This window comes from Bradyrhizobium quebecense, from assembly GCF_013373795.3.
Taxonomy (GTDB): domain Bacteria; phylum Pseudomonadota; class Alphaproteobacteria; order Rhizobiales; family Xanthobacteraceae; genus Bradyrhizobium; species Bradyrhizobium quebecense.
In genome coordinates this window covers 2811371-2826753 of the sequence record NZ_CP088022.1, presented here as the reverse complement: position 1 = coordinate 2826753, position 15383 = coordinate 2811371, and the positions used below count along the sequence as shown (strand labels likewise).

17 protein-coding genes are annotated in these 15383 nt (G+C 64.0%); 11 read left to right on the top strand and 6 right to left on the bottom strand.

Annotation, left to right across the window (positions count from 1 at the left end; all coding sequences use genetic code 11):
- Positions 1-124: 124 nt before the first annotated feature.
- From HU230_RS13535 to HU230_RS13525, 3 genes are all read right to left on the bottom strand, one after another.
- A complete protein-coding gene (locus HU230_RS13535) occupies positions 125-784 on the bottom strand; it encodes an outer membrane protein (RefSeq protein ID WP_176535031.1) in 660 nt (219 codons plus the stop codon).
- Between the two features lie 54 nt (positions 785-838).
- The gene (locus tag HU230_RS43835) at positions 839-1414 is read right to left on the bottom strand and encodes an outer membrane protein (protein WP_338077412.1); all 576 of its coding nucleotides are present in this window, start codon (positions 1412-1414) and stop codon (positions 839-841) included.
- Between the two features lie 304 nt (positions 1415-1718).
- Positions 1719-2465 carry an outer membrane protein gene (locus tag HU230_RS13525; RefSeq protein ID WP_176531238.1) on the bottom strand — a complete coding sequence of 249 codons (747 nt, stop codon included), beginning with the start codon at positions 2463-2465 and terminating at the stop codon, positions 1719-1721.
- A gap of 444 nt (positions 2466-2909) precedes the next feature.
- Here HU230_RS13525 and HU230_RS13520 point away from each other — a divergent pair, with 444 nt between their 5' ends.
- The 3 genes from HU230_RS13520 to gyrA all read left to right on the top strand — a co-directional run bounded on the left by HU230_RS13520 (position 2910) and on the right by gyrA (position 7003).
- Positions 2910-3404, top strand: coding sequence for a single-stranded DNA-binding protein (locus HU230_RS13520; RefSeq protein ID WP_097672149.1), 495 nt, complete (start codon positions 2910-2912; stop codon positions 3402-3404).
- 256 nt (positions 3405-3660) lie between these two features.
- Entirely contained in the window at positions 3661-4059 is a 399-nt protein-coding gene (locus tag HU230_RS13515) for a DUF2306 domain-containing protein (RefSeq protein WP_176531239.1), read from the top strand.
- A gap of 214 nt (positions 4060-4273) precedes the next feature.
- Positions 4274-7003, top strand: coding sequence for a DNA gyrase subunit A (gyrA, locus tag HU230_RS13510; protein ID WP_176531240.1), 2730 nt, complete (start codon positions 4274-4276; stop codon positions 7001-7003).
- Between the two features lie 411 nt (positions 7004-7414).
- Here the strand turns inward: gyrA and HU230_RS13505 are convergent, their stop codons facing one another.
- Positions 7415-7594 (bottom strand): hypothetical protein, encoded by a 180-nt coding sequence (locus HU230_RS13505; RefSeq protein ID WP_092114072.1) that lies wholly within the window; start codon positions 7592-7594, stop codon positions 7415-7417.
- Between the two features lie 261 nt (positions 7595-7855).
- Between HU230_RS13505 and HU230_RS13500 the strand changes: the two genes are divergently transcribed.
- From HU230_RS13500 to HU230_RS13490, 3 genes are all read left to right on the top strand, one after another.
- Complete coding sequence (locus tag HU230_RS13500) at positions 7856-8665, top strand: transglutaminase-like domain-containing protein (protein WP_176531241.1); 810 nt, start codon at positions 7856-7858, stop codon at positions 8663-8665.
- Entirely contained in the window at positions 8662-8853 is a 192-nt protein-coding gene (locus HU230_RS13495) for a hypothetical protein (RefSeq protein ID WP_106326168.1), read from the top strand. The genes HU230_RS13500 and HU230_RS13495 overlap by 4 nt, the downstream gene beginning before the upstream one ends.
- A gap of 161 nt (positions 8854-9014) precedes the next feature.
- Positions 9015-9224 (top strand): hypothetical protein, encoded by a 210-nt coding sequence (locus HU230_RS13490; protein ID WP_176531242.1) that lies wholly within the window; start codon positions 9015-9017, stop codon positions 9222-9224.
- Positions 9225-9497: 273 nt separating this feature from the next.
- On the opposite strand, the gene HU230_RS13485 is transcribed toward HU230_RS13490, so the two are convergent.
- Both HU230_RS13485 and HU230_RS13480 read right to left on the bottom strand, forming a co-directional pair.
- Positions 9498-11396 carry a potassium transporter Kup gene (locus tag HU230_RS13485; RefSeq protein WP_176535032.1) on the bottom strand — a complete coding sequence of 633 codons (1899 nt, stop codon included), beginning with the start codon at positions 11394-11396 and terminating at the stop codon, positions 9498-9500.
- A 236-nt stretch (positions 11397-11632) separates the two neighbouring features.
- Positions 11633-11890 carry a hypothetical protein gene (locus HU230_RS13480; RefSeq protein WP_176531243.1) on the bottom strand — a complete coding sequence of 86 codons (258 nt, stop codon included), beginning with the start codon at positions 11888-11890 and terminating at the stop codon, positions 11633-11635.
- A gap of 267 nt (positions 11891-12157) precedes the next feature.
- On the opposite strand from HU230_RS13480, the gene coaD reads away from it, so the two are divergent.
- The 5 genes from coaD (at position 12158) to queA (ending at position 15305) form a co-directional block, all read left to right on the top strand.
- A complete protein-coding gene (gene coaD / locus HU230_RS13475) occupies positions 12158-12655 on the top strand; it encodes a pantetheine-phosphate adenylyltransferase (protein WP_176531244.1) in 498 nt (165 codons plus the stop codon).
- Between the two features lie 46 nt (positions 12656-12701).
- Complete coding sequence (locus HU230_RS13470) at positions 12702-13265, top strand: peptidylprolyl isomerase (RefSeq protein ID WP_176531245.1); 564 nt, start codon at positions 12702-12704, stop codon at positions 13263-13265.
- Positions 13266-13271: 6 nt separating this feature from the next.
- Entirely contained in the window at positions 13272-13712 is a 441-nt protein-coding gene (locus HU230_RS13465; protein WP_176531246.1) for a hypothetical protein, read from the top strand.
- Positions 13688-14152 (top strand): peptidylprolyl isomerase, encoded by a 465-nt coding sequence (locus HU230_RS13460; RefSeq protein ID WP_176531247.1) that lies wholly within the window; start codon positions 13688-13690, stop codon positions 14150-14152. The genes HU230_RS13465 and HU230_RS13460 overlap by 25 nt, the downstream gene beginning before the upstream one ends.
- Positions 14153-14228: 76 nt before the next feature.
- Entirely contained in the window at positions 14229-15305 is a 1077-nt protein-coding gene (gene queA / locus HU230_RS13455) for a tRNA preQ1(34) S-adenosylmethionine ribosyltransferase-isomerase QueA (RefSeq protein ID WP_176531248.1), read from the top strand.
- The last annotated feature ends 78 nt before the right edge of the window (positions 15306-15383 follow it).

Here is a 15383-nt window from a genome sequence, read left to right as displayed (position 1 = left end):
TGTTTTGACGCGTTTTCCTGACGCGAACCGGGATCCACTTCGCTCGAACGCTCTGACGCAAAAAGGCCGGCGTGAGGCCGGCCTTTCCGTGCGATCTGATCGCAGATCGATCTCAGTGCTTGGCTTAGTACTTGGCGACGATCGGGCCGCCGAAGTGATAGTTCACGCCGAACTGGACGCTGTGCAGGTTGAGGTCGGGGGAGGGAACGCCGAAGTAGGTCTCGCTGCCGAGGCTGCGATACAGGTACTCGCCCTTGACCGACCACTGCGGCGCGATGAACGCCTCGATGCCGGCGCCGACGGTCCAGCCGGAGTGGAAGTTGCTCTGCGAAGCGGTCACGCCGAGCGCGCTGACGCTGATCTTGTTGTCGACCCAGGCGTAGCCGCCGGTGCCATAGAACAGCACCTTGTCGACGGCGAAGCCGATGCGGCCGCGCGCGGTGCCGAGCGCGTCGACCTTGCTCTTCACGGTGACGCCGAGCGTGCTCACCGAAGCGTCGACGTCAGCCCAGGCGCCGTCGGCCTCGAGGCCGTACACGATGTTACCGGCCTGCCAGTTGTAGCCGATGGTGCCGCCGGCGAAGCCGCCTTCCATCTTCGGGTTGCCGGATTCCTCGCTGGCATAGCCACCGAATCCGCCGATGTAGAAGCCGGTCCAGTTGTAGATCGCGGCCGGCGGCGGCGCCTTCACGTAAGGCGCGCGGGCCGCCATATCGGCGGCCATTGCCGGTGCAATTGCGCTGAGGGCAAACATGCCGGCCGATGCCAGCAAAACATTCCTGATTTTCAAAGTCCCAGTCCCATTTTCTTGTTGTCCCTTCAAATATTGAAGGGAACGTCACAGCAGTGTCGTGTGACGATCAGGTGTTTCTACATAGAAATCTTGGAAGTTGTGTATCCGTGAAACCACAATGCACGGAAAACGGCCCGCGCGAGGCGCGCCTTGCTCGCAACGAAAAAGCCGGCGCAGTGCCGGCTCTTGTGTTCGCTGTGCAGGTGCGGCGCGCGACTGCGGGTAGCTCAGCATTTTCGCTGATATGACCGGGCTCGTCGTGTTGAAGTGGTAATTGATGCCGAGCTTGACGGTGTGGAACGTGTCCTTCCACTCCGAGCGATCGTTGATCGCGGGCGTGTACTGGATCGGCGCGACCTTGCCGAGATCGATGTAGTTGTACTCGAGCTTGGCCGACCAGTTGGCGGCGAACATGTATTCGACACCGTCGCCGGCGGTCCAACCCCAGCGCGTGTCGCTGGCCAAGACCGAGGGCGGCGCGAGCCCGGCGTTGTAGCGGTGCAGGATGTCGCCGACCGCGGCGCCGCCGTTGACGAACCACAGCGTGGCGCCGTCGGCGTAGCCGAGCCGGCCCTTGATGTCGCCGAAGCTGCGCAACTCGGTGTAGTAGCTGTCGAGCACGCTCGGCGCTCCGACAAGCGGCCGGTGACGGCGGACCAATGATAGTCGCCCTCGACGCCGAACACGACGGGGCCGGTCTGGACATTGTAGCCGATCACGCCGCCGACAAAGCCGCCGCTGGTGTTGGAGGTTTGGGTGCCGATGAATGCCGCATCGTTCGGTGCGCCGAGATAGGTCTCGTTGCTGGTGCCCCAGCCGCCGCCGCCCTGGGAAGCGCACCGACCACGCAAACGAGCCGACCAGGCAAACAAAAAGGCCGGCGCGAGGCCGGCCCTTACGTTTGGATCAAATCAGTGTCGCTCGATCAGTAGCGCGGAACCACCGGGCCGCCCCACTTGTAGTTCACGCGGACGGTGACGAGGTCGACGTCCTGGCGATCGCGGATGCTGCTGAACAGCGCGCCGGTCGGGGTGGTGAGGTTGTAGGTCTTGTCCTGCATGAACAGGTGGTCGTATTCGACACCGGCGGTCCAGTTCGGCGCGAAGCCGACTTCGATGCCGGCGCCGATGGTGCCGCCCCAGCGGGTGTCGCTGGTGCTGCCGGCGAGGACGCCGGTCGGCGTGAAGTAGGTGCTGAAGCGGTTGTCGGTCAGCGCCGCACCGCCCTTGGCGTAGAGCAGCACGTTGTTGACGGCGTAGCCGATCTGGCCGGTGAACAGGCCGAACGCGTCGATCTTGCTCTGGTTGGTGAAGAGACCCGGGAAGATCGCGCTGTTGTTGCTGCCCTTCAGGTCAGCCCAGTCGCCCTGCGCTTCGAGGCCGAACACCCAGGCGCCGGCCTGCCAGCGATAGCCGATCTGGCCACCGGCAACGCCGCCAGTCGCATCATGGCAACCATCCGAGCCGAGCAGGATGCCGCCCGGGACCTGGTCCCAGCAATTGTGGCTCGAGCCCCAGCCGCCGTTGGCGCCGATGTAGAAGCCGCTCCAGTCATAGACGGCGGCAATCATCGGCGGCGGCGCCTTGGTGTAGGGGCGCGCAGCGAGGTCGGCGGCCGCGGCCGGCGCAGCGAACGCAATCAGGGCAACCGTAGCGAGCAAAAACTTCTTCATTATCAAACCCCCAGCTTCCCGATCGGCTTCCAAAGGTCCCGAAGCGCGATCTCAGACGCGAGCGCCCGTCTGATAACTGGTAGCTATACGCTGATTCAACCGGAAACGCCGTCTCCCAAATGCAACACTCGCGGAAGAAGTGTCGACAATGCAAGGCATTGATTTAACTTACATTTTCGTGAGGCGCCGGAGCCCGCCGGTGACCGGGACCGAAATCGGCGGCCGCGTCGTCGCCATCGGTCGCTTCTACGGCTGGTTGCGGCGAACAAAACTGGAACGGTGTCGGCTGCGGTGCTATATCTCGATAATCGTGGATAACCGCGCGACGGCGAAGGCGTCGAGCCGGCACCCGCCGTATAGGTCATTCGCGGCGCCTGCAAGTAAGTGGCGATGGTTGAGAGTGGCGGCCGATGCCCGGCGCCCGGTTTGAGTGGAGATGATGCGATGGCAGGAAGCGTGAACAAGGTGATCCTGGTTGGAAACCTCGGCAAGGATCCGGAGATCCGGCGGACGCAGGACGGTCGTCCGATCGCCAATCTTTCCATCGCCACCTCGGAAACCTGGCGCGACAAGGGCACCGGCGAGCGCAAGGAAAAGACCGAGTGGCACCGCGTCGTGATCTTCAACGAGGGCCTCTGCAAGGTCGCCGAGCAGTACCTGAAGAAGGGCGCCAAGGTGTACATCGAGGGTCAGTTGCAGACCCGCAAATGGACCGACCAGAGCGGCGTCGAGAAGTACTCGACCGAGGTCGTGCTGCAGGGCTTCAACTCCAACCTCACCATGCTCGACGGGCGGGGCGGCGGAGGCGGCAGCTTCGCCGATGATGGCGGCGGCAGCGATTTCGGTTCGTCCGGTCCGGTCAGCTCGGCGCCGCGCCGTGCGGTCGCCGCCGGCGGCGGCAGCCGCAACAGCGACATGGACGACGACATCCCGTTCTGACCGCATGTCGCGGTTTCCGCGATCTCGTCAGACGCCGTTCCGTGAAGATTCATTTCCCGGAGCGGCGGTATGACGCGCGAGGATAGGTCCTTGTGTGGATTATGAGGATAACTTCATATCCATCTGATCATATTCAACTAACATCCAGTGGATCGTGCAAGTTCCCTCGACTTTGACACAGGCTAATGTGAATGATATTTACATTGGCCTGCGGCGAGCGACGTCTGGCCGTGAGCTTCACTCGAGGGCTGCCATCATGAGCCTCGCGCCACTACTCGACGCTGCGCCTGCGATCCCGCTCCATGCCTTTGCCGCGATGGCTGCCTTCGTGCTCGGCTCCATCCAACTCGCCGCACCGAAGGGCACGCTGCCGCACCGGACGCTGGGCTGGATCTGGGTGATCCTGATGCTGGTGGTCGCCGGGAGCTCGTTCTGGATCCATCAGATCCAGATGGTGGGCCCGTGGAGCCCGATCCACCTGCTGTCGATCTTCTCGCTAGTCATGCTGGTGCTCGGCGTGACGGCCGCGCGGAGCCACAACGTCCGCCGCCACAAGTTCACGATGATCGGCATTTTCTTCGGCGCGCTGGTGATTGCCGGCCTGTTCACCTTCATGCCCGGGCGGATCATGCACGCAGTGGTGTTCGGGCACTGAGGGAAGCGAAATCGCGAAGGGGGAACCCGCGTTCCATTCGCAATTCGCCGCTCACAATTCGCTTCCCGGACCGGGCCGCGACCGAAGCCGCAAACAAACCCGTAAGTGCATGAAAAAACGAAGGGAAAAACGGCTTGCCGGAGCCGCGCAAGGGTGGTTATCAGGCCTCCGATGGTCTATATGATTCCCCAGCAGAACTGACCGGATTTCCCCTTTGTCCGAACCCGAAGACGACAAGCCCGGCGAGCCGCCGGTGCCCTCAGATATTCGTCCCGTTTCCATTCTCGACGAGATGAAGAAGTCCTACCTCGATTACGCGATGAGCGTGATCGTGTCGCGTGCGTTGCCCGACGCGCGCGACGGGCTCAAGCCGGTGCACCGGCGCATCCTCTATTCGATGCATGAGCAGGGACACACGCCGGACAAGAAATACGTCAAGTCCGCCCGCGTCGTCGGCGACGTGATCGGTAAATATCATCCGCATGGCGACCAGTCGATTTACGACGCGATGGTCCGCATGGCGCAAGACTTCTCGCTGCGGGTGCCGCTGATCGACGGCCAGGGCAATTTCGGCTCGGTCGACGGCGATCCGCCAGCGGCCTATCGATATACCGAGGCACGGCTGACGAAGGCGGCGCTTGCCGTTCTGGCCGACATCGACATGGACACCGTCGATTTCCAGCCGAACTACGACAACTCGGAGAAGGAGCCGTCGGTTCTGCCGGCCCGGTTCCCGAACCTCCTGGTCAATGGCGCCGGCGGCATCGCCGTCGGCATGGCGACCAACATCCCGCCGCACAATCTCGGCGAGGTCGTCGACGCCTGCGTGGCGCTGATCGATAATCCGGCGCTCACGATCGACGAGTTGATCGACATCATTCCCGGACCGGACTTCCCGACCGGCGGCGTCATCCTGGGCCGCCAGGGCATTCGCAGCGCCTACCATCTCGGCCGCGGCTCGATCGTGATGCGCGGCAAGGTGGCGATCGACACGATCAGGAAAGATCGCGAAGCGATCATCATCACCGAGATTCCCTATCAGGTGAACAAGGCGACGATGGTCGAGCGCATCGCCGATCTCGTGAAAGAGAAGAAGATCGAGGGCATCGGCGACCTGCGCGACGAGTCCGACCGTGACGGCTATCGCGTCGTCATCGAGCTGAAGCGCGAAGCGGTGCCCGACGTGGTGCTGAACCAGCTCTACCGGTTCACGCCGCTGCAGACGAATTTCCCGGCCAACATCCTGGCGCTGGATTCCGGCCGTCCGCAGACGATGAATCTGAAGGACCTGCTCACCATCTTCGTCGCGTTCCGCGAGCAGGTGGTGACCCGGCGGACCAAGTTCCTGCTCGGCAAGGCCCGTGATCGCGCCCACATTTTGGTCGGTCTTGCGATCGCGGTCGCCAACATCGATGAGATGATCCGTGTCATCCGAACCTCGCCTGATCCGAACACCGCGCGCGAGGCTCTAATGTCGCGCGACTGGCCGGCGCGCGACGTCGAGGCGATGATCACGCTGATCGACGATCCCCGCCATCGCATCAACGATGACGGCACGCTCCGGCTGTCGATGGAGCAGGCCAGGGCCATCCTCGATCTCCGGCTGCAGCGCCTGACCGCACTGGGGCGGGACGAGATATCCGAGGAGCTCGACAAGCTCGCGGCCGAGATTGCCGATTATCTCGACATCCTGCGCTCGCGTGCCCGCGTGCAGGGCATCGTCAAGACCGAGCTCGCCGAGGTGAAGCAGCAGTTCGCCACCCCGCGCAAGACCGTGATCATCGAGCAGGAAGGCGAGGTCGAGGACGAGGACCTGATCCAGCGCGAGGACATGGTCGTCACCGTATCGCATGCGGGCTACGTCAAGCGCGTGCCGCTGTCGACGTACCGGGCGCAGCGCCGCGGCGGCAAGGGCCGCGCCGGCATGCAGACCCGCGACGAAGATTTCGTCTCGCGCCTGTTCGTGGCCTCGACCCACACGCCGGTGCTGTTCTTCTCGTCGCGCGGCCAGGTCTACAAGGAGAAGGTCTGGCGGCTGCCGATGGCAGCTCCAAACGCGCGCGGCAAGGCGCTGATCAACATCCTGCCGCTGGAGCAGGGCGAGCGCATCACCACGATCATGCCGCTGCCGGAGGATGAATCCTCCTGGGGCAATCTCGACGTGATGTTCGCGACCACCAGCGGCACCGTTCGCCGCAACAAGCTGTCCGATTTCGTCGACGTCCGCCGTTCCGGCATCATCGCCATGAAGCTCGGAGAAGGTGAGGCGATCGTCGACGTGCAGATCTGCACCGAGCGCGACGACGTGCTGCTGACCGCCGCCGGCGGGCAATGCATCCGCTTCCCGGTCACCGATGTGCGCGTTTTCACCGGCCGTACCTCGATGGGCGTGCGCGGTATCGCGCTGGCCGAGGCCGACAAGCTGATCTCGCTCGCGATCCTGCGCCATGTCGAGACCACCTCGGACGAACGCTCAGCCTACCTGAAGATGCGCCGTGCGGTGGCCGGCGAGGCCGCAAGCGAAGAGCCGGCGGATGCCGAGGGCGAGGAGACGACGACGAACGCGATCCAGCTGTCGCAGGAGCGCTACGCCGAGCTGTCGGCGGCCGAGCAGGTGGTGCTCACCGTCTCCGTCAACGGCTTCGGCAAGCGGACCTCGTCCTACGAGTACCGCACCACCGGCCGCGGCGGCAAAGGCATCGTCGCGATGAGCGTCAACAACCGCAACGGCAACCTGGTGGCGTCGTTCCCGGTCGAGGACGCCGACCAGATCATGCTGGTCACCGACAAGGGGCAGCTGATCCGTTGCCCGGTGGCCGACATCCGCGTCGCCGGCCGCTCGACCCAGGGCGTGATCGTGTTCGATACCGCCGAGGAGGAGCATGTCGTCTCGGTCGAGCACATTCCGGAGGAAGAGAACGGCGCGAACGGGAACGGCGAGTAGAGCCGTTCCCGAACGTGGTTCGTTGCATGCGGCTCGAGGTTGGGCGCCACGCCCCGCCAGGTTGACTGGTGCCGGATTGCTCGGGCATGCAGGGCTGCGCCCCGGGGTCGTTTCGGCGGGCTTCGAGACCTTGCGTCGATGTTCGAAGGGCGACCCGTTCAGGGCGCCTGGGGGACAGACAGCATTGCGAACAGAACGCTATCGCCGTCCCGTTGCGCTGTTTCGCGTGACGTCGCGTAGCCGTGCACGAGCTCCAAACCGCCTTCGGAAACATGCCATTTCCAGCGAGTGGGCTCTTTCTGCGCACTCACGATAACCTCCAGGAGGCGAACGCGGGTTTGTTTGGCCATCTTGCCGATATGCGTCTTGGTTGGCCCGCTTGCGAGCGCGCCCAATCTGGTCGCGCAGGAGTTACTTCTTCTTCCTGGGCGGGGGAGGATTGATCTCGGCGATCTTGCGCAGGCAATCGGCTTCGGTGTCATGCGGGCCGGTCACGAATGTTCCGCTGACTTTTGTGGAATACCAACCGGAAGTCACGCCGAGGCGCACGGACTCTTCGGTCTTGACGTGACGAGGCGAGAGATTTTGCATGAAGGTCTTTCGGTGAGTGCGTTCGAAGCTGTCCTGAACGCACGGAGGAGGCATTCAACCATCCGACCGGAACATTGGTCGGGTTCGCTTCGCGCTGGCAAGCCGCGCCAGCCGGCAAGCGTCGTCGTTCCTGCGCGCGATTGCAGCGAATAGCCAGCACTTTCTCGCGCGATGCGGGTATTTGTCCGATCAGGCCGATCGTACCTTGTATTCGACCGCATCGTCGCCATGTCGGTAGCACAAACAGGGAATGTATTTCGAATGAAGCTTCGCGTCGGATTCGAAATGCACTACGAGTTCCCCCAGCCGACGCCCATGATCATGGTGCTCGGCACGCATTTCACGCGCGCGTCCGATATCATCGTCCCTGACCACCTGACCACCACCCCCGCGGTGCCGATCACGCCGTACCGTGACGGATTCGGCAATTGGTGCAGCCGTATCGTCGCGCCGGCCGGTCCGATGCGGCTGGCGGCCGATGGCGTCGTGCGCGACAGCGGCGAGCCTGATCCGGTGTTTGCTTCGGCCGGCCAGCACGCGGTCGAGGACTTGCCGGCGGACACGCTGGTCTATCTGCTGGGCAGCCGCTATTGCGAGACCGACCGGCTTTCAGAAATCGCATGGAAGCTGTTCGAGGGCACACCGCCGGGCTGGCCGCGGGTCCAGGCCATTTGCGACTTCGTCCATCGCCACATCGCTTTCGGCTACGAGCACGCCCGCGCCACCAAGACGGCGTGGGAGGTCTTCGACGAAGGCAAGGGCGTGTGCCGCGACTACGCGCATCTGGCTATTGCCTTCTGCCGCTGCATGAACATTCCGGCGCGCTATTGCACCGGCTATCTCAGCGACATCGGCACCCCGCTGCCTTGGGCGGCTGGTGATTTCGCCGGCTGGTTCGAGGCCTATATCGGCGGCCGCTGGCATATGTTCGATCCGCGCAACAACGTGCCAAGGATCGGCCGGGTTCTGATCGCACAGGGACGGGATGCCTCCGACGTTCCGATCACCCAGACGTTTGGGCCAAACACGCTGATTTCGTTCAAGGTCTGGACCGACGAGGCCGCGTCATGACGGATGATCCCCAAGCCCTCAGTTCGGACGAGTTCGCCTCCCTGGTCGAGGTCGGCAAGGGCGAAGCGCAACGGGAGATTCCCCAGTTGCACGGGGAGCGCTTGGTCGGTCTCGGCTACGCGGTCAGACGGCTCGGTGAACTCGGTCTGACCGCATCCGGCGTTCGTCGTCTCGCGGCGGGCGAATAGACTGTCCGAATCCCCGAGGTCTCTGGTGAGACCGCCAGCGCATCCGTTTTGCGGTGTCTTGCCGTAAGGGTGTCGCCTATCCCGGATTGCGCTTCGGTCCATCCGGGCTACAAGACTTGGGTCCGCATGCGCTCCGCCCGCTGTTGCCATGTTTGGTCCGAATGACCGTCGATGATTTGCGTTCGCACCTCCGACAGTTGATCGACACCTACGTGTCGGATCAAGCCGCGAAGGCTCACCTGTTTTCACTGGTTGCTACGAACAGTGTACCGGCCAAAGGCATCTTGGCTAAGCTGGAGGCCGCGCGGTCTCGATCGATGAGCGAGGTCGATACAAAAATCGTCAAAGAGATAGCGCGTTACTTTTGCTGAGTTTTCGTACTGAAGCATTGCGTGGAGAACCCGTCACCGTGCACGTGTTTGCGCGTGCCCGTTGGCATCATCCAGGCTAGACGCGGCTAACGATCGCCTGCGCCTGGTCGATCGAGACCGACAGCCCTGGCTTCAACTGGAGGGGCGGATCGTCTGACATTGTCGGATATCGTAGCCCGGATGCAGCGAAGCGAAATCCGGGGTTCTTGCGATATGGGGTTTCGTTTGTCCCGGATTACGCTTCGCTGCATCCGAGCTACGCAGATGGTGAGATCAAATCTCGATCTCGGTGCCGAACTCCACGACCTGACCGGTCGGCACGCCGAAGAACGCCGCCGACCGCTCGGCGTTGCGCTGCAGGAAGGCGAACAGCGATTCACGCCACACCCACATGCCCGGGACGTCCTCGCGCGGGATGATGGTTTCACGGCCGATGTAGTAGGTCACGTCGGAGAGATCGATGCCGGGCAGCTTGCCCTGCCGGCAGGCGAGCTGCAGCCCTTCGTAGATCGTCGGGTACTGCATGAAGCCGTAGTGCAGGATGATCCGGGTGATGCCCGGGCTGATCTCGTTGACGTCGGCGCGTTCCTCTTCGGGAATCCGCGGCCGCTCCTCGATCTGCACGGTGACCAACAGCACGCGCTGATGCAGCACGTGATTGTGCTTGACGAACTGGGTCAGCGCGAGCGGCACCCCGTTGGGGGCCGAGGCCAGGAACACGGCGGTGCCGGGCAGGCGGGCGCTGCACTTGTTGACCGCGGTCTCGATCAGATCCTCCTCGGGCTGGCGCAGCTTGCCGCGCGCCCTTTCGACCAGCTTGACGCCGCCGCGCCAGGTCATCATCAGGAACGCCACCGCGGCCGCAAGCAGCAGCGGGAACCAGCCGCCCTCGAGCAGTTTCTCGGTGTTCGCCGCAAAGAAGATCGCGTCGATGATGAAGAAGAAGCCGTTCACCGCGATCACGATGATCGGCGAATAGCCCCACTGGATCGCGACCAGCGCAGCGAGCAGCGTGGTGATCGCCATCAACAGCGACACGGCGATGCCGTAGGCGCCGGCGAGTGCGTCCGAGGTGCCGAAGGCGAGCACGGCGCCGAGCGTTGCGGCCGCGAGCAGCCAGTTCACCAGCGGCACATAGATCTGTCCGATCGCATCGCTCGTGGTGTGGTGGATATGCATCCGCGGCAGGAAGCCGAGCTGGATCGACTGCTGGGTCAGCGAGAACACACCGGAGATGATGGCCTGTGAGGCGATCACGGTCGCTACCGTCGCGAGCAGGACGAGCGGGTAATGCGCCCAGCCGGGGGCGAGCTGGAAGAACGGGTTGTCGATCGAGCTCGGGTCGTTGATCAGCTCGCCGGCCTGGCCGAAATAGTTCAGCACCAGCGCGGGCAGGCAGATGGCGAACCAGGCGAGCCTGATCGGAAAGCGGCCGAAATGCCCCATGTCGGCATACATCGCCTCACCGCCGGTGACGGCGAGGAACGCGGCACCGAGGATCGCGAAGCTGACGTGAAAATCCTGATGGATCAGGAAATCGAACGCATAGAACGGGCTCAGTGCGACCAGCACGCCGGGCGCCTTGACGATGCCGTGAATGCCCAGCGCCGCGAGCACGGCGAACCAGAACAGCATCACCGGGCCGAAGATCTTGCCGATGAAGCCGGTGCCCTGCTTCTGCATGAAGAACAGGCCGATCAGGATCACGACGGTGAGCGGCACCACCGCCGGCGCCAGCGAGGGCGCGTCGACCTTCAGGCCTTCGATCGCCGACAGCACGGAAATGGCCGGCGTGATCGCGCCGTCGCCATAGAGCAGGGCGGCGCCGACCAGGCCGACAACCAACAGATGCGCGCGCCAGGTGCCGGGCGCCGCGTTGCGTGCCGAGAGCAGCGCCAGCAGCGCGACGATGCCGCCTTCGCCGCGGTTGTCCGCGCGCAGGATCAGCATGGCGTATTTGACTGAAATGATGAGGATCAGCGCCCACAGGATCAGCGAGACCGTGCCCAGCACGGCAGTTTGGCTAAGTGGCCCGCCATGGGCGGCGGCCTTGGCGGCTTCCTTCAGGGCGTAGAGCGGGCTGGTGCCGATGTCGCCATAGACGACACCCAGGGCACCGAGCGTGACGGCAAACGGAATCGGGCTGGTTGGAGGATGGCCAGAAGAAACGATGGCGGGCGTACTGGTCACGGCAATCCCCCGATGGCTTGCGCCCGCCGGGTCATCCGGTCGGGCGCCTTAGACGATAGTCTGCGACGGGACGTCGCAAATTACCATTGGGTTTTGTGTGACGGCCCGAGCTTACACCGGGCTGACGAGGCATTTTCCGTTCGGATCGCGTCGGAGCGGCAAAGGTCTGGGGACGCGTGGTCCTCACATGGACGGGCGTCGAGGTGGCTTGAAAGCGCCTACGGCGTGCGGTCCGCGGTAACGAGGCGGGCTTCGCGAACCACCGTCTTGTTGCCGGCGCTGCGCAGGCACGAGGCCTCGAAATTCGGCCAGGCTTGCTGCGAGCAGTCCTTGCCGGCCGGGTGGATGTCGAGACGGTCGCTCTTGGCCAGCGGCTGCGGGGTGGAGGCCGCGACCTGCGGCGCAAAGCCCGGCAGAACGGTGAGCGCGGCGGCAATGAACGCGGCAACGGTGATAGCGGAAAGTGCCTTGATCATGACGGTCCCCATAGGATCGGGCCCCCCGGGCCCGTCGTTTCGTTGTCCAATGTCTACCGGCCGCACGTTTCCTGGTGTCTTCGCCAGGGTGGAAAATGGTTTCATCGCCGGCCGGCTTTGTTTCGTCCGCCAACGGCCGACGAAACATTCACCCACGTAGACGCTGGCATCCCAGGACTCGTTCACTGGACGAGGAGAGATATATTTCACGCGACGGGCGGAACCCGGGCGGCTTGCCGGGGAGAGCCGGGCGGGTTAGGAGGGACCATGTCCCGTATCGCGCTCTATCCCGGCTCCTTCGATCCCGTCACCAACGGCCATCTGGACGTGGTGAGACAGGCCGTCTTCCTCTGTGACCGCCTGATCGTCGCCATCGGCGTCCATCCCGGCAAGAAGCCGCTGTTCTCCACCGAGGAACGGCTGGCCATGGTCCATGAGGTGTTCGGCCCGATCGCCCAGAAGGCGGGCTGCGCCTTCGAAAGCGCGACCTATGACAACCTCACGGTCGCGGCGGCGCGCTCGGCCAAGGCCACGCTGATGATTCGAGGCCTCCGCGACGGCACCGATCTCGACTACGAGATGCAGCTGGCCGGCATGAACGAGGCGATGGCGCCCGAGGTGCATACCGTGTTCGTTCCGGCGTCGGTCGCGGTCCGCCCGATCACCGCCACACTGGTGCGCCAAATCGCCCAGATGGGCGGCGACTTCTCTGCATTCGTGCCGTCATCAGTCGCCGCTAGCCTGAAGGCCAAGTTCGCCGGCTGATGCCGGCGGCCTGCCACACCCAGAACATCAAAGGTCCGGAGTTTCCATGATCCGCATTCTTGCATTCGTTGCCGCGCTGCTCTGCGTCGTGCCTGCGGTCGCGCAGCCGCTGCCTGCCAATCTCGACAAGGCCAATGCGATCGTGATCGACACCACCAAGGGCCGCATCGTCATCAAGCTGCGCACCGACATCGCGCCCCAGCATGCCGAGCGCATCAAGCAGCTGGCGCGCGAGGGCTTCTACAACAACGTGCCATTCCATCGCGTGATGGATGGCTTCATGGCGCAGACTGGCGACGGCCAGAACTTCAACGGCACCGGTGGCTCGAAATATCCGAACCTGAGGCAGGAATTCTCGCAGGTCCCGTTCAAGCGCGGCATCGTCGGCATGGCCCGGCGCGGCGACAGCGTCGACAGCGCCAATTCGCAGTTCTTCATCATGTTCGCCGACGGATCGAGCCTCAACGGCCAGTACACCGTGGTCGGCGAGGTGGTGTCGGGCATGGACGTGGTCGACAAGCTGAAGAAGGCTCCCGCGGGCTCTCCCGGCGGCGCCGTCACCGATCCCGACAAGATGGTGAAGGTGCAGGTCGCATCCGACATCAAGTGATCGGCGATGGCGGCGCGCAGCAGACCACTTGTCTGGTTCGCCGCGCCGCTGGTGGCGTGGCTCGGGCTGACCGGACCGGTGGCGGCCGAGCCGGAGCAACTCAATACGATCAGGGACGTTGTTCTTGCCATCCATCGCTGCTGGCGGCCGCCGCCGGCGGACAAGGCCGGCCCGATCGACATTACCGTCATTGTCAGCTTCAACCGAGAGGGCGCGATCCTCGGGCATCCCAGGATCAGCTATGAATCGCAGGAGGCGACCGACAACGACCGGATCGCATACCGGGTCGCCGTGATGGATGCGCTGCAACGCTGCACGCCGATGCCATTTACCGAGAGCCTGGGCGGCGCGGTTGCGGGCCGTCCATTCGCGATCCCGTTCAGGAACAAGAAATATCCACCCCGAAGCCAGGAGAAGCGAGCATGGCTGCTACCGAAAATACTCTGATCCTCGAAACCACCCAGGGCCCGGTCACGATCGAGATGCGCCCGGATCTCGCTCCCGGTCACGTCGCGCGGATCAAGGAGCTGGTGCGCGAAGGCTTCTACGACGGCATCGCGTTCCATCGCGTGATCGACGGTTTCATGGCGCAGACCGGCTGCCCGCAGGGCACCGGCATGGGCGGCTCCGGCAAGAAGCTGAAGGCCGAGTTCAACAAGGAGCCGCATGTCCGCGGCACCGCCTCGATGGCCCGCGCCGCCAATCCGGATTCCGGCGACAGCCAGTTCTTCATCTGCTTCGACGACGCCTCCTTCCTCAACGGCCAGTACACGGTCTGGGGCAAGGTCACCGAGGGCATGGAGAACGTCGACAAGATCAAGCGCGGCGAGCCGGTGAAGGATCCGGACAAGATCGTCAAGGCGCGCATGGCCGCCGACGCGGCTTGAGCTGAACACTTTGTCATTCCGGGGCGTGGCGAAAGCGACGTACCCGGAATGACAACGTTGAAGTTACAATCGCGCCATGCGCACCGATCTCTTTGATTTCGAACTGCCGCCCGAGAGCATCGCACTTCGCCCCGCGAGCCCGCGCGATTCCGCGCGGATGCTGGTGGTGCATCCGGACGGCGTGCTGCGCGACGCCACGATCGCGGACCTGCCGCATTGGCTGGAGCCCGGCGATCAGATCGTCGTCAACGACACCAAGGTGATCGCAGCCCAGCTCAAGGGCCGCCGCATCGGGCGTGAGACCGAGCCGAAGATCGAGGCGACCTTGATCAAGCGGCTCGACGGCTCGCGCTGGCAGGCGCTGGTGAAGCCGGCGAAGAAGCTTGCGCCCGGCGACACCATCCGCTTCGGCAATGAGGGCAAGGTCTGCCTGCTCGGCAATCTCGATGCAGAGGTCGAGGCCAAGGGGCAGGAAGGCGAGGTGACGCTGTCATTCTCGTTCCATGGTCCGGTGCTCGACCAGGCCATCGCCGATGTCGGCGCCACGCCGCTGCCGCCCTACATCGCCTCCAAGCGCACGCCCGACGACCAGGACGTCAGCGACTACCAGACCATGTTCGCCGCCAATGAAGGCGCGGTCGCCGCGCCGACGGCGGGATTGCATTTCACGCCGGCGCTCGAGGCCACGCTGAAGAGCCGCGGCGTCGATCTGCATCGCCTGACGCTGCATGTCGGGGCAGGGACGTTCCTGCCGGTCAAAGTGGACGAAACCTCCGAGCATAGAATGCATGCCGAATGGGGATGCATCACCGCCGAGACTGCTGCTGCCTTGAACGCCGCGCGTGCAAAGGGCGGCCGGATCGTCGCGATCGGCACCACGTCGCTGCGGCTGCTGGAGAGCGCTGCCAATGCCGACGGCACCATCCAGCCGTTCGCGGCGGAAACCTCGATCTTCATCACGCCGGGCTATCGCTTCCGCGCGGTCGATATCCTGCTGACGAACTTCCACCTGCCGCGTTCAACGCTGTTCATGCTGGTCTCGGCCTTCTCCGGCCTCGAGACGATGCAGAACGCCTACGCGCACGCGATCAGCGACGGCTACCGGTTCTATTCATACGGCGATGCCTGTTTGCTGTTCCGCGCGGGCGGGTAGTTCAGCAAACTCAACTTTATCACCGTCACCCTGAGGTGGCCGCTCTTCAGCGGCCCTCGAAGGGCGACGGCCCGACTG